At 59.4% G+C, this 23,371-nt stretch carries 23 protein-coding genes; 14 read left to right on the forward strand and 9 right to left on the reverse strand.

Annotated features, from left to right (window positions below):
• Window positions 1-80 precede the first annotated feature (80 nt).
• Genes maiA through fahA form a run of 4 tightly spaced genes read right to left on the reverse strand, consistent with a single transcriptional unit; the run spans window position 81 to window position 3,078 of the window.
• A complete protein-coding gene (gene maiA, locus AC3A5Z_RS22080) occupies window positions 81-725 on the reverse strand; it encodes a maleylacetoacetate isomerase (protein WP_487521429.1) in 645 nt (214 codons plus the stop codon).
• A complete protein-coding gene (locus AC3A5Z_RS22085) occupies window positions 722-958 on the reverse strand; it encodes a fumarylacetoacetate hydrolase family protein (RefSeq protein ID WP_487521430.1) in 237 nt (78 codons plus the stop codon). The genes maiA and AC3A5Z_RS22085 overlap by 4 nt, the downstream gene beginning before the upstream one ends.
• 9 nt (window positions 959-967) lie before the next feature.
• Entirely contained in the window at window positions 968-1,828 is an 861-nt protein-coding gene (locus tag AC3A5Z_RS22090) for a fumarylacetoacetate hydrolase family protein (protein ID WP_487521431.1), read from the reverse strand.
• Window positions 1,828-3,078: a fumarylacetoacetase gene (gene fahA / locus AC3A5Z_RS22095; RefSeq protein ID WP_487521432.1), complete on the reverse strand. Its 1,251-nt coding sequence runs from the start codon at window positions 3,076-3,078 to the stop codon at window positions 1,828-1,830. The genes AC3A5Z_RS22090 and fahA overlap by 1 nt, the downstream gene beginning before the upstream one ends.
• A gap of 257 nt (window positions 3,079-3,335) precedes the next feature.
• Here fahA and AC3A5Z_RS22100 point away from each other — a divergent pair, with 257 nt between their 5' ends.
• The 10 genes from AC3A5Z_RS22100 to AC3A5Z_RS22145 all read left to right on the forward strand — a co-directional run bounded on the left by AC3A5Z_RS22100 (window position 3,336) and on the right by AC3A5Z_RS22145 (window position 14,142).
• Complete coding sequence (locus tag AC3A5Z_RS22100; RefSeq protein WP_487521433.1) at window positions 3,336-4,961, forward strand: ABC transporter substrate-binding protein; 1,626 nt, start codon at window positions 3,336-3,338, stop codon at window positions 4,959-4,961.
• 118 nt (window positions 4,962-5,079) lie between these two features.
• Window positions 5,080-6,045: an ABC transporter permease gene (locus AC3A5Z_RS22105; protein WP_487521434.1), complete on the forward strand. Its 966-nt coding sequence runs from the start codon at window positions 5,080-5,082 to the stop codon at window positions 6,043-6,045.
• Window positions 6,042-6,947, forward strand: a complete 906-nt coding sequence (locus AC3A5Z_RS22110) for an ABC transporter permease (protein ID WP_487521435.1) — start codon at window positions 6,042-6,044, stop codon at window positions 6,945-6,947. Before AC3A5Z_RS22105 ends, AC3A5Z_RS22110 begins: the two co-directional genes overlap by 4 nt.
• The gene (locus AC3A5Z_RS22115; RefSeq protein ID WP_487521436.1) at window positions 6,947-8,011 is read left to right on the forward strand and encodes an ABC transporter ATP-binding protein; all 1,065 of its coding nucleotides are present in this window, start codon (window positions 6,947-6,949) and stop codon (window positions 8,009-8,011) included. Before AC3A5Z_RS22110 ends, AC3A5Z_RS22115 begins: the two co-directional genes overlap by 1 nt.
• Window positions 8,008-9,096, forward strand: coding sequence for an ABC transporter ATP-binding protein (locus AC3A5Z_RS22120; RefSeq protein WP_487521437.1), 1,089 nt, complete (start codon window positions 8,008-8,010; stop codon window positions 9,094-9,096). The genes AC3A5Z_RS22115 and AC3A5Z_RS22120 overlap by 4 nt, the downstream gene beginning before the upstream one ends.
• Entirely contained in the window at window positions 9,011-10,270 is a 1,260-nt protein-coding gene (locus AC3A5Z_RS22125) for an alpha/beta hydrolase (RefSeq protein ID WP_487521438.1), read from the forward strand. The genes AC3A5Z_RS22120 and AC3A5Z_RS22125 overlap by 86 nt, the downstream gene beginning before the upstream one ends.
• Before the next feature lie 19 nt (window positions 10,271-10,289).
• The gene (locus AC3A5Z_RS22130; RefSeq protein ID WP_487521439.1) at window positions 10,290-10,997 is read left to right on the forward strand and encodes a GntR family transcriptional regulator; all 708 of its coding nucleotides are present in this window, start codon (window positions 10,290-10,292) and stop codon (window positions 10,995-10,997) included.
• Window positions 10,998-11,112: 115 nt separating this feature from the next.
• A complete protein-coding gene (locus tag AC3A5Z_RS22135) occupies window positions 11,113-12,063 on the forward strand; it encodes an SOS response-associated peptidase (RefSeq protein ID WP_487521440.1) in 951 nt (316 codons plus the stop codon).
• 79 nt (window positions 12,064-12,142) lie between these two features.
• Window positions 12,143-12,811 carry a hypothetical protein gene (locus AC3A5Z_RS22140; RefSeq protein ID WP_487521441.1) on the forward strand — a complete coding sequence of 223 codons (669 nt, stop codon included), beginning with the start codon at window positions 12,143-12,145 and terminating at the stop codon, window positions 12,809-12,811.
• The gene (locus tag AC3A5Z_RS22145; protein WP_487521442.1) at window positions 12,808-14,142 is read left to right on the forward strand and encodes a hypothetical protein; all 1,335 of its coding nucleotides are present in this window, start codon (window positions 12,808-12,810) and stop codon (window positions 14,140-14,142) included. Before AC3A5Z_RS22140 ends, AC3A5Z_RS22145 begins: the two co-directional genes overlap by 4 nt.
• A gap of 892 nt (window positions 14,143-15,034) precedes the next feature.
• On the opposite strand, the gene AC3A5Z_RS22150 is transcribed toward AC3A5Z_RS22145, so the two are convergent.
• The 3 genes from AC3A5Z_RS22150 to AC3A5Z_RS22160 form a co-directional block, all read right to left on the reverse strand.
• The gene (locus AC3A5Z_RS22150; RefSeq protein ID WP_487521443.1) at window positions 15,035-16,156 is read right to left on the reverse strand and encodes an ATP-dependent DNA helicase; all 1,122 of its coding nucleotides are present in this window, start codon (window positions 16,154-16,156) and stop codon (window positions 15,035-15,037) included.
• Window positions 16,157-16,339: 183 nt separating this feature from the next.
• A complete protein-coding gene (locus AC3A5Z_RS22155) occupies window positions 16,340-16,822 on the reverse strand; it encodes a hypothetical protein (RefSeq protein WP_487521444.1) in 483 nt (160 codons plus the stop codon).
• 111 nt (window positions 16,823-16,933) lie between these two features.
• A complete protein-coding gene (locus AC3A5Z_RS22160) occupies window positions 16,934-17,536 on the reverse strand; it encodes a hypothetical protein (protein WP_487521445.1) in 603 nt (200 codons plus the stop codon).
• A 498-nt stretch (window positions 17,537-18,034) separates the two neighbouring features.
• Between AC3A5Z_RS22160 and AC3A5Z_RS22165 the strand changes: the two genes are divergently transcribed.
• Complete coding sequence (locus tag AC3A5Z_RS22165) at window positions 18,035-18,304, forward strand: ribbon-helix-helix domain-containing protein (RefSeq protein WP_487521446.1); 270 nt, start codon at window positions 18,035-18,037, stop codon at window positions 18,302-18,304.
• Window positions 18,304-18,591, forward strand: a complete 288-nt coding sequence (locus AC3A5Z_RS22170) for a type II toxin-antitoxin system RelE/ParE family toxin (protein ID WP_487521447.1) — start codon at window positions 18,304-18,306, stop codon at window positions 18,589-18,591. Before AC3A5Z_RS22165 ends, AC3A5Z_RS22170 begins: the two co-directional genes overlap by 1 nt.
• A 1,299-nt stretch (window positions 18,592-19,890) precedes the next feature.
• Here AC3A5Z_RS22170 and AC3A5Z_RS22175 read toward each other — a convergent pair.
• Complete coding sequence (locus AC3A5Z_RS22175) at window positions 19,891-20,292, reverse strand: helix-turn-helix domain-containing protein (RefSeq protein ID WP_487521448.1); 402 nt, start codon at window positions 20,290-20,292, stop codon at window positions 19,891-19,893.
• Between the two features lie 382 nt (window positions 20,293-20,674).
• On the opposite strand from AC3A5Z_RS22175, the gene kdsA reads away from it, so the two are divergent.
• Together kdsA and AC3A5Z_RS22185 are read left to right on the forward strand one after the other, a co-directional pair.
• Window positions 20,675-21,520 (forward strand): 3-deoxy-8-phosphooctulonate synthase, encoded by an 846-nt coding sequence (gene kdsA, locus AC3A5Z_RS22180; RefSeq protein ID WP_487521493.1) that lies wholly within the window; start codon window positions 20,675-20,677, stop codon window positions 21,518-21,520.
• Between the two features lie 279 nt (window positions 21,521-21,799).
• On the forward strand, window positions 21,800-22,195 hold the full coding sequence (locus AC3A5Z_RS22185; protein WP_487521449.1) for a hypothetical protein: 396 nt from the start codon (window positions 21,800-21,802) through the stop codon (window positions 22,193-22,195).
• A gap of 7 nt (window positions 22,196-22,202) precedes the next feature.
• Here the strand turns inward: AC3A5Z_RS22185 and AC3A5Z_RS22190 are convergent, their stop codons facing one another.
• Window positions 22,203-23,363 (reverse strand): DUF1501 domain-containing protein, encoded by a 1,161-nt coding sequence (locus tag AC3A5Z_RS22190; protein WP_487521450.1) that lies wholly within the window; start codon window positions 23,361-23,363, stop codon window positions 22,203-22,205.
• Window positions 23,364-23,371 lie beyond the last annotated feature (8 nt).

Genomic DNA, 23,371 nt, shown 5'->3' on the forward strand with positions numbered 1-23,371 from the left:
GCCTTTCGCGTCCTAGCTCTGTTTGGCTGCTTCGGGACGCCCCCCATAAGCCGGTCCCGCACGAAAGGTACTCGCTAGCATCAAACGGCGTCCGGCTGCAGGCCAGGAGCGGCTGCACGGAACGCTTCCAGATCTCCGATGGCTGCGAAAATGCGCGAGATGGCAGGCCACTCGGATACGTCAATCCCAAAACGGGTGTTGTTCAGCACTTGGGCATAGACGCAGATATCGGCGAGGCCGGGCGTGTCCCCGTGGCAGAAGCGACCGGTAGCTGAATCTGTTGCCAGCATCGCCTCCAGCGCTTGAAAGGTTTCGCCTACCCAATGACGAAACCAGTCGGCCTGCGCGTCTGGACCTGCTCCGAAGCGAGTTTCCAGTTGCCGTAAGACACGCAGGTTGTTTAGCGGATGGATGTCGCAACCGATCATGTTCGCCAAAGCGCGTACCCGTGCGCGACCAGCCAGATCGGCGGGAAGAAGCGGAGGGGTGGGGAAGCGCTCCTCTAGATACTCAATGATCGCCAGCGACTGTGTGAGCACCAAGCCGTCCACCTCAAGGGCAGGCACCAGTCCCTGCGGATTGATCCCACGATACTCAGGTGAAGAGTGCTTCTCGGCGCGGAGGTTCCAAGCAACATAGTCGTAGTCGAGCCCTTTCAACCCCAGCGCGACCCGGACGCGGATGGAGGTGGAAGAGCGGAAGTAGTTGTGCAGACGCAAGATCATGACGTGCGCGGGGCAATGACGGTAGTGACTGGAGCAGGGCCTTTGATGTGGACGGTGCAGATATCGCCATGCGCCAGCGGGCCGACGCCGGCAGGGGTGCCGGTATAGACCAGATCTCCTGGCGGGATCGGCACCGATGATGACAATGCGGCAATGATCTCAGAGTCTGACCAGATTAGCTGATCCAGTGTTGCGTCCTGCCGCACCAAGCCGTTCACGCTGCAATATTCCATCTGTTTTTCCTACCGGTCCGCCTGAACCGACACTTGCATCCTTCCGATACATTGGATCGTGGCTACCATTACGTCACCAGATTGCACCCCGCTGACACCTTCAGGTGTGCCGGTGAAGATCAAGTCGCCCGGCATCAGCGTGTAGAAGGAAGAGGCGCGCTCGATCAGCGTCGGAAGATCGCGGATAAGGTCAGCGGTACTGGCTTGCTGGCGGATCTCGCCATTGACCGTGAGTTCCATCGATAGGTTCGACGGATCGGCCAGTTCGTCTGCCGTCACCATCCATGGGCCGAGCACTGAATAGGTGTCGATCGATTTCCGCATGCTGCGCTCTTCGGTGCCACGCATCGTCATATCCAATCCGATGCAGTAGCCTGCCACGTAAGACAGCGCTTCTGCGGCAGAGACACGGTCGGCACGGCGGCCCATAACCGCGACTAGTTCGATTTCGTGGTCATTGCGGCGGTCGGGATGGCGTAGGATGACAGGTGACGAAGCCCCAATCAGCGAACTCGTGGCTTTCAGAAACAGGCCAGCCTTGTCGATGGGCATGATGTTTGTCTGGTGGTGGATTGTGGGATCAGCCAGTGCCTCATCAAGGTGCAAGCGATAATTCACCGGTGCTGCCACGATCTTGCGCGGCGAGGCGACCGGGGGCAATAGCCTAACGCTTCCAAGAGAGACTGCAGCAGCCTCGTCGGCCATTTTCTCAATCCGCGCGCGCAGATCAGGCAGCGCGGCAATCAGCGGGTCGTGATCGGGCAGCGGGTAGCGGAAGGTCGGCAGCTCCTCCAGCACCGCAGTCACGTCATGCACGGCATTGCCTCGCACCACTCCCAATCGGTTTTCGTCGTATCGGCATAACCGCATTAGATTGCTCCTACTTTTGTTGGTGCGGGCAGAATCTGGCCTTCGCACTGGCCAAATCCAATGCGATAATCATCAGCTTGGCCCCAGCCCGTCAGCGTGACGATGTCGCCGTCTTCGAGAAACAGTCGGGTGCCGCCGTCCGTTAACTCAACGGGATCGCGTCCGCCCCATGTCTGCTCCATGAGGCACCCAAAGCTGCCGCGCTCTGGACCCGAGATCGTCCCGGATCCCAAAAGGTCGCCACTCTCCATGCGGCATCCGCATAGGGCGTGATGGGCTAGCAGCTGCGGAGCGGAGTAGTACAAGTGTTTCGTGTTGGTCTGGACGACGCGGCTGGTAGCCGTGCCCTTCGCTTCAAGATGTGCTTCCAATTGGAGGTCGAAGAAATAGTCCTCAGCTTCATTTAGATAGGGTAGCAAGGTCTGGTCGCGTGGCCAGCCTTTGCTGCGGAACGGCTCCAGCGCGGCGCGGGTCACGACCCAAGGGCTTACAGTTGTTGCAAAGGCCTTCGACTGGAACGGCCCAAGGGGCTGGCCTTCCCATCGCTGGATGTCACGGGCCGACCAATCGTTCAGAAGCACGAAGCCGAACAGATGCTCCCAAGCCTCGGCCACCGACAGGGTCTGGCCCATCTCGGTAGGTATCCCCACCACGGCACCGAACTCGACTTCGATGTCAAGGCGACGCGAGGCGGAGAGGTTGGGTACATCGGAGCCTGGCAGCAAGATTTGGCCTAGTGGGCGGCGTACAGGAGTGCCGGAGACGACGACTGTTGAGGTGCGGCCATTGTAGCCGATGGGCATGTGAGACCAGTTTGGAGTCAGAGCGTTCTCAGGCCCCCGCAGGATGGAACCGGAATTAAAGGCATGCTGGCGACCTGCATAGAAGTCGGTGTAGCCAGTGACGCGAAAGGGCAGCCGCATCTGCACGCTTTTCATTGGCAGGAGGGCACGGTCCAACAGATCCGGGTCTTTTCGCAGCTCGCCTGACCCTGACTCGGCCAGCAAGTCTGTGACGCGGGCACGCGTTTCGGCCCAGAGCTCAGCGCCCTTGGACATAAAGGTGTTCAGCTCGCCATCGGCAAATCCACAATCTGCGTGCAGTATGCCGGCAGCCGCCAAGACGGATAGGTCTAGGACTTTGTCGCCGATGGCAATGCCGCACCGCGGCTTTTCACCGCCTGTCGCGAAGACGCCGTAAGGCAAATTCGCCAGCGGAAAGTCGTTGTCAGCGCTGTTCGCACTGGTCACCCAAGATCGTTCCACCCCGGCCTCCCCTGCCACTTGTGATGTTTTGAGACTAGCTTAACTGAGCCTTGTCATCTCAAGACACGCATCGACTTGTATTCACTTTTGTCAATTATGCTCAAACATCAAGAAGAAAAACATTGACACATTAAATTATCGTATACACTTTTGATCTGCACCGACCACGCGATGGAGGAGGAGACCACCCGCACTGCGGACGGTTCCAGCGCGCATAAACGGCGCTTAAGGGAGGAGAGGACATGACTGCCACCATCAGGAGGCTGGCCGCGCCCTTGTGGCTGCCAGCGAGTATTGCCGCGTTGTGCGGTGCCGCCGCAGCCCAGGATCTGGGAGAGCCGGTGCCGGAGATCCAGCTTGTCTATTATGCGACTGATATGGGGCCAATGTACGAGCAATCGGCCCGAGTGCTGTCCGAGGAATGGGCGAAGCTGGGATTATCCTTCCAGATGCAACCCATCCAATTCAGCAGCTTTATCTCCAACATCATGGTTGGCGGTGGGCTAGAGGACATGGCGGTCTTCACCGTCGGCGCAGATCCCGATAGGGTTGATCCGACTTACTGGTTGCACGATCTCGGTGCCTGCGGCGCACGGCGGAACGGAGCGAAGTGGTGCGACGAAGAGTATACCGCACTTGTTCAGAAGCAGCGCGAAATCGTCGATCCAGCTGAGCGCGTGAAGCTCGTTCACGAAGCGCAACAGTATTTCTACGACAAGATGCCGTGGTGGCCAGCGACGAACACCGTCTACGGCATTTTGTGGAACAGCGACAAATGGGAGAATGTCACCAGCCCCGAACCAGTTGCCGCCCATGAAGGTCTGATCGACCCGTGGCTCTCCGCGCGTCCGCTGACCGACGATCGTATCCTCGACTGGGCGCATTACGAGGATGTCACCACCTATAACCCGATGGCCGAGGAGGGGGCAGTTGGTTGGCTACGCTTTGTCTATGACACCTTCGCCAAGAACAACTCCGAGGGCGAGACTGTACCATGGGCGGCCAGTGCATGGGAATTTACTGACCCGCAAACCGTGAAGATCACGCTGCGTGAGGGCATGACCTTCCATGACGGCGAAGCAGTGACAGCGGACGACGCGGTGTTCACGCTCAACAAGGTGGTGGAGTTGCAACCGCCAGCCATGTCCTCTCGTATCGCGAACCTGTCCGGTGCTGAAAAAATTGACGACCTGACGTTCAACGTCACCCTCAAGACGCCGGATGCATCGTTCATCACCACCGTTCTGCCCTATGCATTCATTCTGCCGGAGCACATCTGGGCGGATTACGAAGGAGATATGGTAGCTCGCGACGTGGTGGCCGACGGCGCGGTGATCGGCAGCGGGCCGTTCAAGTTCAAGTCTTGGCGTGTGAATGAAACGCATGATTTGGAAACCTTCGCGGAGCATTTCAATCCGGCGCAATATGATGGTCTGCGCCGGCTGGCGCTGGGTCAGGCCGATGCGATCCGATCGGCCATGGTAGACGGGACTGGAGACGTTGCCAGTATGGTGCTGCCGGTTGCAGCCATGAGCGATCTCGCCGCGGAGAACGACCACCTCGACTTTCTTGAAATCCCCTCGCATGGCTCAATGCTGATCTGGTTGAACAACGAAAAGGCACCGTTTACTGACGCCGCCTTCCGCAAGGCCCTGCGCCAGGCTACGTCGAAGCAGCGCGCCGCGAATGAAGGCTGGCTGGGCTTTGCCGTGCCCGCCGGTGAAGGTCCCGTTCCGACGCAGATCGGCCTCTGGCACAACCCGAACCTGCCGGAAATTCCCTTCGACATCGAGGCCGCCAAGGCGACTCTGGAAGCCGCAGGTTACGGCTGGGATGCCAGCGGACGACTGCATTATCCCAAGCAATAAACGCTTGGGCTGATAGGCCTGCCGCGGACCTTTGCGGCAGGCTCCATCCTTTCCTGCAGACAGCCTGTAGCATTGCGCGGCCTTTGCCGTCTTGATCCAGGCATGCCCAGAGGTTGCCATGCGCGCCTATATCCTTCGTCGCCTTGCCCAGAGCGTGCTGGTGGTTTGGGCCGTCACGACGATCATGTTCTTCATGTTTCGCGTCATGCCTGCCGATCCGACGGCCGTTCTGCTGGAACGCGGTTTGACTGACGAGGCACGGCAGGTGCTGCTGGAACGATGGGGTCTGACAGGATCCCTCTGGGATCAGTATATCGCCTACTTGGGCAATCTTTTGCAGGGCGATTTCGGATCTTCGTTTTTCTATCGTAAACCGGTGTGGGAAGTACTGTTCCCGCTGATCGTCAACACCTTGTGGCTGGCGGTTCCGGGTCTCCTACTAGGTGCAGCGATCGGGGCGGTGATCGGCACTGCGGTTGGCTGGGCCAAGCGCGGCGGCAAGCTTGAGCGGTCAGGGATTTTCTTGGCGACTGTCATCCGCGGGGTACCTAACTTCGTCATTGGTATTGCGTTGCTCACCGTGTTCTCAAGTACCCTGGGCTGGTTCCCCGGCTTTGGCATGGGTGATCCGGGTGAGACAACAGGCTTTGCCCGCTACCTGACCTTGGACTTCCTGCACCATCTTACGCTGCCGCTTATCGCGGTCGTCATCTACTTTCTCCCTGAAAACCTCTTGCTGATGCGGTCCGGCGTGGTTGAGAATCGGACCGAAGACTACATCGAGTTAGTTCGTGCCAAGGGAGTGCCGCCACGCCGGGTCGCCTGGCATGCCGCGCGAAACTCCATGCTGCCGCTTATTACATGGCTGTTTCCGGCGCTTGCCGAAACCATCGCTGGGATCGTGGTGATCGAGATAGTCTTTTCTTGGCCGGGTGTCGGGCGCGAACTCGTACTTGCCGTAACACGACAGGACTATCCGCTCGCGCAGGCGGCCTTCTTCCTGCTGGCCGTCATGATCGTGCTGGCGAACCTCGCGGCAGACCTTGTCTACGGCAAGCTTGATCCAAGGGTGGTGTACAAATGACAGTGTCCCCCGAACCGGCGGCTATTCGCGGTCGTAGCCCATGGGCGTTCGCGAGAGACTCCCTCCGCATGATGATGCAGGACAGCTTCGCGGTCGTCGGCGTTGCGGTTCTGATGCTGTTTGTTGCGCTGGCCGTGTTCGCGCCTTGGCTTTCGCCATACGATCCCTTTCAGGCGATGCTCACCGAAAGCGGGAGGCTGAACCGGCTGGCTCCGCCCACGGCTGCCCATCCCTTTGGAACGACGGCCTTTGGTCAGGACGTCCTAAGCCAATTCCTGCACGGCTTCCGCGTAGCACTGCTTGTGGGAACGGTGGCAGCGATTGCCGTAGGTTTCATCTCCACCTTATTCGGTGTTGTGTCAGGCTACTTCGGCGGGCTGATCGACGATGTGTTGATGAGGATTACCGACATTGCTTTGTCGATCCCCACTCTGCCCTTTTCTATTGTTGCGGTAGCCCTCTTGGGCCCAAGCATAGAAAACATCATCCTTGTCATCACGGTCCTGTTTTGGCGTAACGGAGCGCGCATCATTCGGTCGGCAGTCCTTACGGAGCGCGAGCGGGTATATGTGAAATGGGCTCGCGCTGCCGGCGCCTCTCACCTGCACATCATCCTGCGGCACATCCTGCCGAACGTGTTCCGTGTTGTGTTCCTGTGGGTCACGATGTCCGTCGCTTTTGCCATCCTGACGGAAGCGAGCCTGTCTTTTCTCGGCCTCGGCGATCCGCAAGCGATTTCTTGGGGACAGATGCTGAACACCGCATTTTCCAGTGGCAATCTGCGCACCGCCTGGTGGTGGGTCGTGCCGCCTTCGCTAGCTTTGGTTCTACTGGTGTCGTCCTTGTACCTCATCGGCCGGGCCTATGAGGAACAGACCAATCCGCGGCTGAGGAGACGCTGATGTCGCTGGCGCAACTGACCGAGAAGCTGGCCACGAAACCCGCCGCAGAGTTGCGGGTCGAGAACCTGTCGATCTCCTATCGCACCACACGCGGGTTGTTCCACGCAGTGCAGGATGTCAGCTTCCACGTCCGTCCAGGCACAAACCTTGGTCTTGTGGGCGAGAGCGGTTGCGGAAAGAGCACCGTCGTCAAGGCCCTGATGGGCCTGTTGCCAGACGGTACGATCGTTCAAGGTCGCGCGCTTCTCGATGGGCAGAACATCCTTGGCCTGTCGGAACGGGCATTGCGGGATATTCGTTGGACCAGGATATCTCTGATCACCCAAAGTGCGATGAACTCGTTGGACCCGGTCTACTGCATCGGGGATCAGATCGTCGAGGCAATCCGCGCGCATGAAGCAGTCAGCCGCGCAACTGCTTGGGCTCGCGCTGAGGAGATGTTCGTACTGGTGGGCCTGCCGACATCCCGCCTGCGCGAGTTCCCGCATCAGTTTTCTGGCGGTATGCGGCAACGGACCGTAATCGCGATGGCGCTGGCGCTCAATGCTGGAATGCTTTTGGCGGACGAACCCACGACCGCACTGGATCCAATCATGCAGGCACAGATCATGGCCCGCATCCGCGGCATCCACGACCACATGCGGCGGTCGATGATTCTTGTCACCCATGACATCGCGGTCGTGGCGGAGATCTGCGAGGCGACTGTGGTGATGTATGCTGGTTGCGTGGCAGAGTCCGGACCCACGGCCGCTGTACTGGAGCGCCCGCTGCACCCCTACACGATGGGCTTGCAGAATGCATTTCCACGATTACCCGTTCGAGGACAACCGCGGCAGCCGCTCATCTCGATTCCCGGCGTGGTTCCCAATCTGGTGAGCCCTCCACCGGGCTGCAGGTTCGCTGGCCGCTGTCCCTTTGCCACCCAGAAGTGCCGGGAAGTCGCTCCGCCAATGGTCATGGTCGGCGCGCAATCCGCGGCCTGCCATTATATCGAGCGAGCAGCCGAGTTTCGCGAGGCCTCTACTCAGCCTGAAACCTGGCACAAACTGGGAGAGCCGGCATGACCGACCTTCGGCAGACTGTCATTGAAGCGCGCGACCTGAAGACACATTTTCAGGCGCGCAGTGGCATCATCAGTGCCCTTGTTGGTCAGAAACCCATGGTCGCGCGGGCGTTGGACGGTGTGGACCTGACCATCCGGGAGCGCGAGATTGTCGGACTTGTCGGAGAGTCCGGTTGCGGCAAATCCACATTGGGCATGTCCTTGGTCCGCATGTACCAGCCAACAGGTGGAGCGGTGCTCTACCGCGGCAAGGATATCACCCATGTCGAGGGCCCATCCCTCAAGGACTACCGGCGTCAGGCCCAGATCATCTTCCAGGACCCGTACAGTTCGCTGAACCCGCGCCTCACCATCGGACAGATCATTGAGGAGCCACTGGTCATTCACCGGATTGGCACTGCGGTGGAACGACGGCAGCGGGTGGCTCGGGCGATGGACCTTGTTCGTATCCCGGCAGCCGACAACATCGACCGCTACCCTACCGATCTGTCCGGTGGGCAGCGCCAACGCATCGCCATTGCCCGTGCGCTGGTCTTGGAGCCGAAGTTCATTGTAGCGGACGAACCGGTGTCGATGCTGGACGTGTCGATCCAAGCCAGCGTTCTCGAACTGCTCGATGAATTGTCACGCGAGTTGGGGTTGGCAGTGCTCTACATTTCGCACGACATCGCGACGGTCGGTTATATCTGCGACCATGTGGTCGTGATGTATCTAGGCCGGGTCGTGGAGGAAGGCAGAGCCGAGGATATTCTTTCAGACCCACTGCATCCCTACACGCAGCGCTTGATGGCCGCCGTTCCGCGGATGGACCCGGGTAAAGCGCCCGTCCGACAAGAACTGCGGGGGGACGTACCGTCGCCGCTGAACATCCCGCCGGGGTGCCGATTTTCCTCGCGCTGCCCTTTTACTACCGCACTCTGCGAAGCCGTGGAGCCCGCGTTGTCCAATCAGTCGGAGGAACGCCGCGTGCGCTGTCACATCCACGACGACAGCGCCAGCCATGCCTATCCTGACCTACCTCGACCGGAAGCAGGGCGGGTCACTCACATTGAAGATGCCGGTGTCCTTGCCCATGCCCCAAGCTGAGTTCCCCGCAATGCATGAGCTGACCTTCGACTGGAAACATCTGACCCTTGCCGCCAATCGGGCCTTTACAGAGACATATGGTTTCGCAGGCAGTCAGGGTCTTACAAATATGGAGGGCATACTGATCCGCCCGGTGGGCGTGGCATCACCGACCCTGCTGATCTTTATGCACCCCGCGTCGACTTTGCAGCTGCTGCCACTGCCACGTGCCATGGCGGAGCGCGGCTATCATGTCCTCTGCGCGGGGAGCCGGTATCAGCGCAACGACACTGCACTGATCATGGAAAACGTGTTGCTGGATCTCGGCGGCTATATCCGGGCCGCACGTGAGGATTGGGGCTACGAGCAAGTTGTGCTCTGCGGGTGGAGCGGCGGTGGATCACTGACCATGCTCTATCAGTCACAGGCCGAGAACCCGACGATCACCGAAACCCCAGCGGGCGATCCTGCGGATATTGTGGCAGCCCGACTGATCCCAGCGGATGCAGTACTAAGCCTGGCCGCACATTCTTCGCGGGCTGTGTTGTTGACCGAGTGGCTGGATCCTTCAGTACGGGACGAGGCTAACCCGGACGATCGCGATCCGGAGCTTGATCTCTATCGGCTTGGATACGCCGACCGGGGATTGCTCGACGCTGCTTTTGTCGCCCGCTATCGCGAAGCGCAAGCAGACCGAATGCGCCGGATCACCGAACGGGTGGAACAGACCCTGCATGACTTGCGCCGCAAGGGTGGAGCTGAGATGGAGCGTGGCTTTGTCACGCACCGGACGATGGCCGATCCTCGTTTCCTCGATCCCACAATTGATCCCAATGGCCGTCAACCCGGCTGGAGTTACATGGGCAACCCAGAAACCGTGAACAGCGGCCCCGTCGGTCTGGGCCGCTATTCAACACTGCGGAGCTGGCTGTCGCAATGGTCTCCCGCCCACACCCGTGCCGACAGCCTCCAGACGGGGCGACATGTCACCGTACCATTTCTTGCCGTCGAATGTGGGGCGGACGACGCAGTACCACAGCCTCACACTCGACTCATCCATGATGCCGTGGCATCGCAGGACAAGACGATGCAAGTGATCAGTGGCGCGAACCACTATTTTGTCGGCCAGCCCGATCATCTTGCTGCGGCGGCCACGATAGTTTCGGATTGGATCTCCCGACGCGGGTTTGAGTAACATTCCATCGGAGTGCCGGATGGCCGAAAATATCTATAGCCGAATACGCGCTCTGATTGCCGATGGGACTTACATCGGCGGTGATGTGCTGCCGGAAAGCGAACTCGCCAGTCGCCTCGGCGTCAGCCGCACTCCGATCCGTGAAGCTCTACGCAGGCTGCAGACCGAGGGCGTCATCCAACGCGAAGCCTATCGCCGTGCGGTGGTTGCTGAGACGGATCCAGACGAGATTATCCACATCTTTACCATGCGCGCTGCGGTCGAGCCCATCGCGGTGGGGCTTGCTGTGCCGAATGTTGATGTGCCTTTCCTAGATCGCCTGCGATCTCTGCATGCGCGCATGGATCATGCCATCGACAACGCCGAACCCGACCGCCGCGCCTATCGCGAGATAAACGCGGCATTCCACCGCGTCATCTGGGGTCAAGGTGGTAACGCCATGCTGGCTGAGATGATCAACGCAATAGCACGCAAGCCGGTGGTCAGTCCTACCTTCAACAATTGGACCCGAAACGAGTTGCTGCGCAGCAACCGCCAGCACGGTGAGCTTGTGGATGCATTCGAGGCTGGCGACGCGGAATGGGCCGAAACAGTGATGAAGGCACACCTCCTCTCATCGCGAGCGTCATATCGCCGGATCGGAGGTGAGAGGCGGTTGGAAGCGGCGCAAAGCCGGAGCCCAACATTGCAAGACGAAGCTGCTACGGATGAGCTCAATGGAATGTAACCGCTTTTTGCCCGACCAATAAGTCATGCTTCCGACACCAGCTCGGCTGACGACAAGGAGCCGCTTCAGCCTTTCTGACTTCCGAAGTCCGCAAATGTTCTTCATATGTTCTTGCATGACTCGCCGAAGCCCCAAGCAAAGCAAGATCGATGAGCACGCCTTCCCGGTGCGCATCCGCGTGCTCATCCCAGAAAATGGCCTCTTCTCTTTGGGCACTCAGAACGACGTCTGGACTTGGCTGCATCGCCAGTTCGGTGCGGCAAACGTGGCCCACACTGCGCATCGCGCCTGGCTGGGCGATGCGATGTCGGTCCACTTTCGCTGCATCGAGGACGCGGTTGCCTTCCAGGAGAGGTTTCCCATGCTGGCGCTGGCCGACGACACCATGAGCGAGCTCTACAGCTCACCGCATGTTTCCGCAGGACCGAAAGAGGCACAGCCGGCGTGCAATCTCTACTCTCAGGCAAAGTCGCAGGATGCCCTGCGTCAGCTGTTTGCCGTGCCGTTCACCAATCTTGCAGGTAACCTGCCTTCGCAACAGCGCATCTGTCCTGACGATCGCGCACCCATCATTCGCGCGAGCAAGATGGGGCTCGAGCTGCTCATGGCGCGCTGGGGCATGCCGACGCCGCCCCAGTTCATGATCGGCAAGACGACCGATCCCGGCGTCACGGACATCCGCAACACCCAGTCGCCGCACTGGCGTCGCTGGCTCGGTACCGAGTGCCGCTGCCTTGTGCCCTTTACCACCTTTGCCGTCCCGGACATCCGAATGCCTAACGGAAGGAACGCCTGGTTCCGGGTTGTCGATGATCGGCCAGCCTTCTTCGCAGGGATCTGGACGACATGGACTTCGGTAAGGAGCATCAATGATAGTGAAACGACGGACGAGCTCTTCGGCTTCCTGACAACGGAGGCGAACGCCGAGGTCGCCCCGGCGCACCCGAAGGCCATGCCGGTGATCCTGACAGAGCCAGAGGAGTGGGAAGCGTGGCTCCGCGCGCCTTGGTGCGAGACCAAGGCGCTGCAGCGTTCGCTGGCGGTTCAGATACTGCAGAAGCGTTGAATGGTGGAACCAGCACAGTTGCACAGATTAAGCCTCTGGTGGCATGCACTGCCCACATGCAGAATCAAGAAAAAGATCGATGACATACCCACTCTTCTTGGGCCCAGCTATCGACCCCGCCGCGAAAAATCTCCGGCTGGGTGCTGCTTGGATTGCTGTGAGATTTCCGCATTGCCGGCTGCCACCCGACGGGATCTGCCTGGATCTTGAAGCTTTCATTGAAGGACTGAACGCTCTTGTTGTCCGCCAGCTGCGGGGCGCTGTTGCAGGAAGAGTTCGTCCCTCTTCTGCCGCTGACCATATCAGAGTTGATGGCAGTATTCCGAGCCATCTCGAAATCCTGTGCTTCGGCAGGTGGGTGGTGAATGGCAAGCCAGGTCTTGCTCCGGTGCCGGGATCGAACCCTGACGACATCGCGGTGCTCCGGACGGTTGCGGCTGCGGCTGCAGAGCTACACGACGCCGACAGGAAGAGGACCTGGCGGGGGATGTCGACCAAACCGTCCGCCCATACGAGTGAGCGTCTTACGAGAACCCACCTGAGCAAGCGCTGGACGATCATGTTTGGCGAAGCTACCGCCCCCAGCGACTTTCGCCGGCGGATAGCAACCGCGTTCCGGTATCTCGAGGCCTATCTCGCAGATCTGGCGACGACAAAGATAATCTCGGGCACGTCAAAGAGGCGGGTTCGCTCGCCCCACTTGGAGCGCACGCTGAAGGCCCTCCGGAGCGGCTCAGGGCGGGCATGACGCATCCTGCCCTGCTCCTACCACTGGACTACACGTCCGCGGCCCGTAGCGCGTTCTACAGAGGCCCGGCGGGCGCATCCCTGCCCCGATCCACCCTCGGCTACGATCTCTTTACAGCCGGAAAAAGTTCGACCGGCACCTTCGCTAGACCCCAGGCCAGACTCGTCGGGAAACTGGCCCTCACGCCGACAACAGCGCTCAAGGGCAACTTCCGCTTCGATGCGTTGATAGACCGGATGATCCTGATCGTTGCGACGCGGCTGACCACGTCCTGGAGCGGACTTCGCGCGCAGATACAGCGATCCGGATCCGCCAGCTATGTGGAGGACATGATTTCCGGGGACGGGAAGATCGGCTGGCGCGGGGTGATAGCTCTACCACCAGGCATCGATCACAGCCTCGGGCCGGGCAGGATCTTCGCGGTCCTTCTCCAGGATCCCACGCCCGGCAGCGTGTCGGCTGCACTGGCGGCGGTCGAGGCAGCCTTCGGCATTGAGACAGAGGTTCGGCCCTTCCTGCTCGAGGTGGCGCTGGACGTCTATCCGCGCGGGAGCTGGGATCCTTCGGAGCGCGTCCAGCTCCGGGAGCAGATGGTCGGTCTGCTCCAACGTCACCTGCACGTCGACCCGGGGTTGTTCGAAACCCACCATGCAGATGCCCGGCAGCAGTATCCGATCCCGGATGCTAGTGGCAAAAGTATCACATACTTTCTGTTCAGCAGCCCCAAAAGAGCCCCTCGCCGATTTCCGGACAATGCCGTTCATGAGCCCCATGTCCAAGAGCGGCTGCGCCACGGCAAGGTCGGCAACCAGCTCTATCTGGACGGCACGCTCTACCGCGGCGCGCAGCTCGAGAACCTTCAGTATCGAATCCAGCATAAAGTGGAAGACCACAGAGACGCAGCGGCGGGGACAACCGTAGTTCTGCCGGAGAAGGATCGCCGTGCCCGGATCGAAGTCGAGGTCGCGGGCTACGACAGGCTGAGCCAGCAGTTCGGCGTGGCTTCAATTGAAGATCTAGCCAAGCTGAAGTTCCGGGATGTTCGCCAGCGCTACCTCACATTCTGGTTGCCAACATTTCCGGAAGATCAGGACCGCCACGGCCCTCTCTGGAACGAGTTCGTCTCGCGCGGCCTCTACGGGCTCGACCTCATGAAGGCGCTGGCAGCACTTGAGGCAAAGCAGGCGCGCAGAAGAGGAGATGAACGAGACCGGGTCGGCACGGGCAGCACGGGCGATCGGCTTGCCTGGACAGAGTTCAACGAGCGCGCCGGCGACGCTTTCGATGCGCTGACCAAGAAGTGGAAGGCGTTCTCCTGGAGACGCAGGTGATGAAGGAGGCGTAGGAGCATGAACCTGCATCCCGTCCTGGAGGATGTGGGGGAGGAAGGAAGGGAGAGAGGAGAGACATAAAGGAGGGAGCAGCATGTGGGAGAGTCATTAGAGCGAACGGCCAAGGCCCAACTGTGACTTCATGATCGGTAAGCATTTACTGACGTCTTGAGCGGTATCGATACCGGCAGAACCCCGCTGCCATCGGTGGATGATTTCCAGAAATTCTTGACCGAACCACCCTGATCTGGGACAATTAGTTGTCAGCGCGCACCCGCAGGAACCCCGTGCAACGCGCATGTGGGCGAGAACTTCGGCAAACCTCTACGGGAGCTTTCGTCCCCGGAACACGCCGCCCTCAGTACGCATCCCCATCGACTTGCTTCGAAATCCCTAGGACATCGACCATGGAGATGGAACCGCCCGCCCGTTCCCCACTGGATGACGAGCCATTCCTCGCCCCCTGATCTGGCGGCCCTGGATCACGCTGACCATACACACGCCGAAGATGACGATGACAACGCCCCTGGACCTTGCCACGGCATAGAGAATTCTACGCCGCGTCCCGTGTGGATGAGCGCCCAGCCATTCCTCGGCGTTGCAGAAGTTGGGGTCGAGGGAGCGTGATCAACTGCATAGGGTCTATGATATACGTGCATCGGCAGCGCGAGCATCACAATGCATCAGCATGAAGTCGGGCTTCGCATCGGTGACGTGCAGCTCAGGTGCAGCAACCATGCGTCACCCTGGACGATTACGACTGTCAGGTTCACCGCGAAGTGGACCAGTCGTGGCTCGCCTTGGACAGTCCCCTCGTCCCCTCCCCGGGGGATCAGCAACGAGGGACAGTGAAGCGCTGGATGAACTTCTCTGCCCCTGGGTGGCGCCTATGTCAGACTGCCAGCGTCACGCGCTCAGCGGCGCGAGTAAGCGCGGTATAGGCCCACTTGTGCCGGTCTTTCGCGAAACGGTCACCGTCGTCAAAGATCAGCACGTTGTCCCACTGGCTGCCCTGCGCCTTGTGTACGGTCAAGGCATAGCCATAGTTGAAGAGCTGGACGTCCCGGCGCGCAGTTATCGTAGTCCCAGCGCCCTCCAGGCTGAAACACTCCTCCGGCACCCGCACCACGAACTCCGGCAGATCCGGAAAATCGAGGTTGGCCAGCTTCAGGTTCAACAAGCCAGGTGCGTGGCGCGCTTTGTCTGCGAACCGAACCTCAAACATCCCGCCATTGACGATCACCTTGGAATAGTCGTTGCGAAGGCAAACAAGCCGGTCACCGACGCAAGGCAGAGGACTACTGCGTCCAAGAGCTTCACGAACATCATCATTCAACCGCCCGGCCCGCGAATTGGTCCCCGTCAGGATCTGATCCGCCGCCAGGTAGTCTGCCATCTGCACATCCCTCAGAGAGAGGACGCGGCTTTCGCCATAGTCACCGATCTGCAAATACGCGCCGTTCCGCACCGCGGTCGCGAGCCTCAGCACCGGGTTGTCGAGCGCCTGACGATGGATCTCGGTCAGCATCACGTCCGGCGTGCCCTGAACGAAGTAGCCCGGGCAGCCCGGCGGAGGCAGCTGTGCCGGATCGCCGAGAACAAGGACGGGCTTGCCAAACGAGAGCAGGTCCCGAGCGAGCTCTTCGCTTACCATGCTGGCCTCGTCGACGATGACAAGCGAAGCGTTCGCAACAGGGCTGTCAGGATTGAGCACAAAGCGTTGAGAGCCATCCGGCTGTTCTTCGAAGCTGTAGATCAGGCGATGGATCGTGGAGGCGTCTGCGCAACCGTTCTTCTGCAGCATGAGCGCAGCTTTGCCGGTGAAGGCTGCATATAAAACGTCACCATTTACGCCCTCGGCAAGATGCCTGGCGATCGTGGTCTTGCCGGTGCCGGCGTAACCAAAGAGTTTGAACACCTGCTTCTTGTTTTTGCGGCTGCTCCTGAGCCAGGAACCGGCTTTGTCCAGAGCGGAGATCTGTTCAGCAGACAGAGCGGGATGATGAGCGGTCATGGTTTGGTCCTTAGGAACGGTTGGAGAGAGCCCTCGGAAGAGCCCGGGGCGACAACGCGGTTTAATTTGGAAGTTCAAGCGCTGCGGCCTAGCACACCGGCTAGCAGGAACTGTAACCCGGTGGCTGGCGAAAGCAGCGGCTCAGGGGTTTTGCCCTGCGTGCGCTGTTATTAAAATGCGCCCTCAGCCACGGGGCGGTTCGTCCCCTTCATGAACCCAGATGTAGCCCGACATTTCCTCGTCGGGCCCTGCGAGCGCAGCGTTCGGAGCATCACCACCCTTATCGGGACGGCTCACAACCTGATCGTCCTCGAGAAGCGACGATGCCGCGGCCTGAAGGAACTCCATCTGATCATCATCGAGCTCATGCCGGCTCAGATCCTCGTCATCGTCGTCGTAGGTATGCTCGTCCGGATAAAACTCGTCCCGGATGTCGATGAGGTCCTGCCCACCTTCGCGATCCTTGGCGCAGAGCGTGAGAATATCCCGGATGTCGATGACGAGCGCATCCAGGCCAAACTTGCGCCGGACGGCCATAGGGAACATGATCTCAACGTTATGCGCGTAGGTGTCATCGCGTGCTTCCCATTCACGCGTGCGCTGAAGGTCATGCTGCATAGTCTCCGAGGGCGGTGCCTGGACCTCGAGTTTGTTCGAAAAAGTCATTGTATTGGTTCCGTATTTGAGAAAAGTTGCAGGCATCCCGCAGCAACAGATCATAGGACGTGACGATCTCACTTTTCTACGATGCGAAGCTGCGGGGACCCCTAAGATGTTCTATGCGAGCTGCGAAATGGCTTGCCTTGCCCAGCCTGCGTCAGAGTGCAGAGCCTTGAGCCGGAGAGCGCTCCGGATGTACTCTTTCGCGACATCAACAGGCAAAGTTTTGGGTCCGCTAAGCCCGAGTGCAAAGCTCTGCACTAAAATCGCCTTCCCTTCTTCCAAGAGGTCCAGAAGCACATTGGGGGGCATTTCCGATACCTTATCTTCCAGCACCGCAATCGTGGCATATGCCGCACCATAACCGTCTAACATCTTACTAAGATCGTCTACAGTCTTAGTCACTTCACCAAGGTGTCTAGACCAATCAGCCAAGCATTCCCGAACTTCATCGATCGAGCCACATTTTCTCAGAAAAGCAGAGAAAGGCTTGTCACGGTCATCTTCAAATCCGTAAAGCAACAAGTCTTCAAGAACTGCGCTGAAAGACTCGTCAAGTTTAGCCTTCTCTGCAATCGATTCCAGAGCACTACTAGGGAGGTCATTGAAAGGCGTCTTATAGTTAGGCGCGCGCTTATCCGCAGAAGTAGACGATCCGCGTGCGCTTTTTAACGCTGCATCCGCGACAAATCGGGCTCTCAAGTCATCAATATTGGTCATGTTGCATTCCTATATAGGCACATGTTTATTGGACGCGCAGTCCGGGGGACAAGCACGTTGATTCAGCTGGGGAGGGCGTGTTCACAGCTACTTTCAAATATAGTAGCAGATCAAAGTGATGCACCGACAATCATCAGGACCTCTGTAAGCAGACGCAGATTTCTGTTCATAACCCGATGTATTCTATAGTTTTCTCAAGAACTGGCATGGTCGACCAGGCGTTTTTCTGAGGCAATAGTGGAGGAAGAGCGCTGATGTGGTACAGCCTGGCGCACCTCAGGTAGCTGGGTTGGGCCCAGATCGAGACAGATAGCAGCCGGTGATCAGAGGCATCACAGGACCCTTATTTATGCACTCGCATCCCGGTCCTGCTTGCACGCCTCATCGAGCCCGCTCTGCCTGCTCTCGCTTGCATACTGGCACTCCCTCGTCCTCAACGGCAGACTTGCCACTAGTAGGAATTCTTCCTACTTTTGTAAGATCCAGAAAGGATCACCCATGGCCCATGTAGAAAAACTAAGCGTTGCTTTGACACCCGAGCTCGCCGCCGCTCTCCGGGACGCGGTCAGCAGCGGCGAATATGCTTCGGCGAGCGAGGTCATGCGCGAAGCCTTGCGCGACTGGCGGCTACGCAAGAGACAGCGCGGGCAGGCAGTAGATGAGCTGCGGCGCCAGTGGGATCTTGGTATCGCCAGCGGTGCTGCGCAGGATGGCCCAGCAACCTTTGCAAGACTACGCGCGGATCTGAGGGCCCAGGTCGCAGACTGATGACCTTCCGCATCCTGCCTAAAGCTGAGGACGATCTGCGGGAGATAGCCTTCTACATTGCCCTCGACAACGGTCGGGCTGCACAGCGCTGGCTGGACGACATCGAAGAGCGTTTTGCAAACCTCGCCCTCATGCCCGGCATGGGTGTGATGCGAGCCGACATCCGGCCTGATCTACGGCTGCTCCCGGCGGGGCGTTATCTCGTCCTCTACCGGCAAGGGGGGGAAGATGTGGAAATCGTCCGCGTTCTTCATGGCGCTCGTCAGTGGCAAGACCTGATCGACTGACTCTTTGGCTGGCTGGAATGAGACCAGGCGCTGCGGCCGGAAGAGGTGCCCGCACGGCGCTGTGAGCGCGCCTCAGGGGTCTTTTGGATTTGCGTTGGTGTAACCCGCATGGGTGATCGGCATGCCTCCCCTTGCGCCCCTGACGAGCTCCCGGCTCCACTCGGCACATCGAAAGCACTCTTCTGGAAGAGATCGTCAATCCCGGCACGCTGACGCATGAGCAAAAGCAGACCTTCATCCGCTGATGGACGTCAGAGAGCGCCTGGGAGAACCCCGTAGCGTGGACTCATCAAATGGATTGTCGCTCAGGCGTCTGGAGGATCAGGATTACGTCCGTGCCCAGCTTCTTCGATGCCATGCCCTCAGCGCACATGGCCCACGCACCTGGTTTGCGGCAACTCGCTCTGCCGCCCGCCCGCAAAACATGCATATCATAAGGGAGCTAAGGGCCGTCGCAGCGGCGCGTTAAACGTGCAGGCGCGCGCTTCCGCAGACTATCGCTTCGAACAACTCACTATAGTGATTCTGAGTTCAATCGCCACCTGCCATAGGCTGACGTTCTTTCAAAATTTTCGATCCTAGGCTGTAAACCCTCGGCCTATTCTATTTACGGGGCTTACACCTGGCGCCGCCGGACAGCTAAGGTCTTTGAGCCGCTCCCATGCCGTTCGCATACTGGCATCGATTTTTTTTTGCAGCGTTTCTGATGTAAACTTAAGGTAAACATATGGTAAACTTTTTCACGGTTTTTCGCCTCATGATGAGTGGTTTTAGCTAGGAAAAGTTTCCCACCGTTTGTGTAAGGTAAACATCATGGCGCTGCGACGTAAACTTTCCGGTCATCGATGTAAACTATTTCTGGTCTTTGGCCATTTGATAACCCTAGATGCAGTGGCACCAACCAACGCCTCCACTCATCGGGCAGCAAATGCGCGGAGATTGTGTCACAACAAGTCTTCGGCGATCGCAGGCGGTGGCTCCCGAAGGCTGGAATAAGTTCGCTTACTCCAGCCCACATTGCGAGGAAGCGCTTGGCACATCTCGTTACAAGAACCGCTAAGAAGACAGAAGAGCAATCCACGAACGACGATCCTGACCTGTCCCCATTGCTCCCTAAGTCATTTCAGAACGTCGGATGGTGAAGACATTCTTGCAGAGCCCGGGCCGCCATGTAGGTCGGCGGGGGATCGCGATCACCTACAATCATGCGCAACAGGTCGATCCAAGCTTTCTCATTGTCCGTAACGGGGGCGCTACTGGGGAGCCGAAACCCCTCTACCACCTGACGATCCAAATTGATCATTTGCTGAATACCGACCGGATAGCAGCGCGACCACGCGAGGTCATCCGAGGATCGGAATGGCCACTTGCTTCGCGCAGTTCCTGCAGCCAGCCTGCTTCATTGGCGCTGACCGGCGTGCCGAAGATTTCGACAATTGCCCTAGCCGCAGTGTCGCCAATCGCCTGCTCCAAGCTGAGGCGCAGCAGATATGCAGCGTCACAATCAAGTGCCCGTGCCAGTGCAGGCACACGGTCTAAGGGAAGTTTGGAGGAACCGTTCTTGATCATGGCAATCATGTTCGGATTTATGAAGCCCGCCTCATTCGCAATTTCAATCTGGGACTTTTTAGCGCGCAGCTCCAGAACACGCTTAGAAAGGAACTGAGCGAGGCGGGTTTCAGCGTGAGGCTTTTTGGTCATTTGTCATCTCCATAAACATCAGCAGCGAACTTGCTGCGTTGTTAGTTTATAGAGACGGCCTGATGGGGAACTGTGGGATTGTTACTCCAGTTTTTCTGTTTATAAATTAACCGGCATTTGGCCAGATTCGGACCGCCACCTGCGGTAGAGAATGAGGCGACCCTAAACGCAGAACCGGCTCTCTCGAGGGCCATGCGAGAGACAAGCCCATGTCCAGAATTCTAATTCTCCTCGGGGCTGCTCTATAGCGGTAGCCGCGTGGTCGCATGGTTTCCTTGCTTGTTGAGGCGACACGGTTTCCTCCAAGGCTTGTTCTCGGAAGCCAATTCAGGCTTGAACCCCACTGTGAATCGCGTAGTCAGAGAGATAATTGGAGGACGACATGCAACAGACTATCGTGAACATCGGCGACATTTTGGTTGGTGGCAGCCATCCGATCATGCTGATCACCGGGCCCTGCCAGCTGGAAAGCCTCGATCATGCGCGGATGATGGCCGAACGGATCGCCGAGGCCTGCGCCCCCACCGGCACGCGCTTCGTCTTCAAGGCAAGCTACGACAAGGCCAACCGCTCCTCACTGGGCACCGCCCGCGGGCTCGGGATGGCGAATGGTCTGGAGATCCTCGGTCGGATCCGCGAGGAATTTGGTTGTCCGGTGCTGACTGACGTGCATGAGTCAAGCCATTGCGCCCCGGCGGCCGAGGTCTGCGACGTGCTACAGATCCCGGCCTTCCTCTCACGCCAAACCGATCTCCTGCTCGCCGCGGGCGAGACCGGGCGGGCGGTGAACATTAAGAAGGGCCAGTTCCTGGCACCTTGGGACATGGCGAATGTGGCAGCCAAAGTAGCCTCGACTGGAAACCACAACATCCTGCTCTGCGAGCGTGGCACTTCCTTCGGCTACAATACACTGGTCACCGATTTCCGTGGCCTGCCAACCATGGCTGCGACTGGCTGGCCAGTAGTCTTCGATGCCACTCATTCGGTACAGCAGCCGGGAGGCCTCGGCGGTGCTTCGGGTGGACAGCGCGAATTTGCCCCGGTGCTGGCGCGCGCCGCCTGTGCAGTGGGGGTGAGCGCGCTCTTCATTGAGACGCATGAGGATCCGGACAACGCGCCTTCGGATGGGCCAAACATGATTCCCATCGAGCGGATGGCCGGACTGATCGCCACGCTGCGTGCCTATGACGATCTGACGAAATCCCTGGCGGCCACTCAAAGTCTGTAGCCCACGGCCCTGGTAGCCAGGCCACCCCTCATTTCATTGCCGCTAAGCTGTTCTTACTAGAAAAACGCTTGAACAGGTCATCATGCCCTGTCTGAGCAGGCAGGCTATATGAGCAGGTGAAACACCCCATCTTGAGAAGGCATGTGACAACAAGACGCGGAACTTTGATAGATAATAATCATATGATGCCTGAACAGATTCACATCTCATATTGCATTAATCAGGTGTCGGATGCTCAGCGACCTAAACTCAGTTTTGAACAAAATTTGCTGGAGAACCTTGCAGAAAGATGAGCGGGATTGTCCTAGAGTTATGTTTCCGATCAATAAGATTTTGCCGCCATTGTCAGAAATTGTCGCAGAACTTGGTGACTTAGAAACCTCTTTAGAACCATATAACGGCCCGGATCTGAAAGTGGTTGTTCGCCTTGCCATACGCACTATATGCCGCACAGAATCCAGCTTGGCATTACGCATTTTAGATGAAAATGGCCGCAATGCCGTTAGAGAGGCCGCGTCACGGGTCGAGCGTTCTGTTGAGTGGATGAGATCGGTAAACCTTGATTACGGCCCACTTCCTTTGGGACTTGACGGGCGCAGTTTGGGCTTTGCCGCTCTGGCTTTCGGCGTTCTTGAGCCAAGGTTGTTAACAGCTCATATCCGCTTGGTAAAATAGGCCTACTTCAGAGCAACAGTTGCGGCGAGGCGCCCATCTCGAGATCGGGAAAGACTGCGCCTTCAATTTCGGAGAGGCCGAGCCCGAAGAGGTCGTGCAGCGCCCAGCCGGCATAGGCGCGCACGTCGCCGGTGGGCCGCAGGTCGCGCCGGTCGAGCAGATCGGCCTCGGCCAGCCCCGGCCAGCGGCCATGCACCTTGCCGCCGCGCAGCGCGCCGCCCGCCATCACCAGCGCCCCGCCGGTGCCGTGATCGGTGCCGCCGGTGCCGTTCTCGGCGGCGGTGCGGCCGAATTCGGTCATCGCCAGCAGCATCGTCTTGTCCCAGAGCGGCCCCAGCCCGTCTCGGATCGCGAGGATCGCCTGAACCAGCGTGTCGAGCCGGGCCGGGAAATGGCGCTCCTGCCCCTGATGTGTGTCCCAGCCGCCGAGCGAGAAGCTGGCGATGCGCGCCTCGTCCCGGAGCCGCCCGGCGACATAGCCGCCGAGCTCGGCCCCGCCATCGACCCCCTTAGCGCGTTTCATGCCCGCCGTCTCCTCGACCAGCTGCTGCGCCCCGGCGAAGACCGGGGCGAATTGCGGATCCTCCCCGTGCAGCGCGCTCAGGAGCACCTGCCCTTGCGATGAGAGCCCCGCCTCGTGCACCGGCAGGAAATGCCCGGTGGGCGTTGCCCCGTCGAGGATCAGCATCCGCTCCAGCCCGACCGAGACCGCGGTCTCGGCGGTGGCGCCCGGAATCTGCGCCAGGGCCCGATTCAGCCAGCCGTCCTGCCGCGGCGTCAGGCCGCCGTCACCCGCGCCATTCTCCAGCACATCCTGCCCGACGAAATGGCTGCGGTCGCGGTAGGGTGTGGCCACCGCATGGGCAAAGCCGAGCTCGCCCTTCTCCCAGAGCGGCACGAGCCCCGCCGCCGCCGGATGCAGCGCGAAGCGCCCGCCCAGATCGACCGAAGCCGCGGCATCGGCGGCAAGCTTGGGACGCAGCGCGCGATAGGCCGGATCGTCCAAGGGGCGCAGAAGGTCGAGCCCGTCCATCGCGCCGCGCAGCACGATGACCACCAGCCGGTTCTCGCCGGGGGCGGCGGCAAAGCTGATCGGGGTCAGCAGCGGGCTCGCGGCGGCGGAGCAGCCGATGAGGAAGGCGCGGCGCGAGAGCAGGAGGTCGGCCATGGAGGAGC

Source organism: Cereibacter sp. Soil_C_27, from assembly GCF_057657095.1.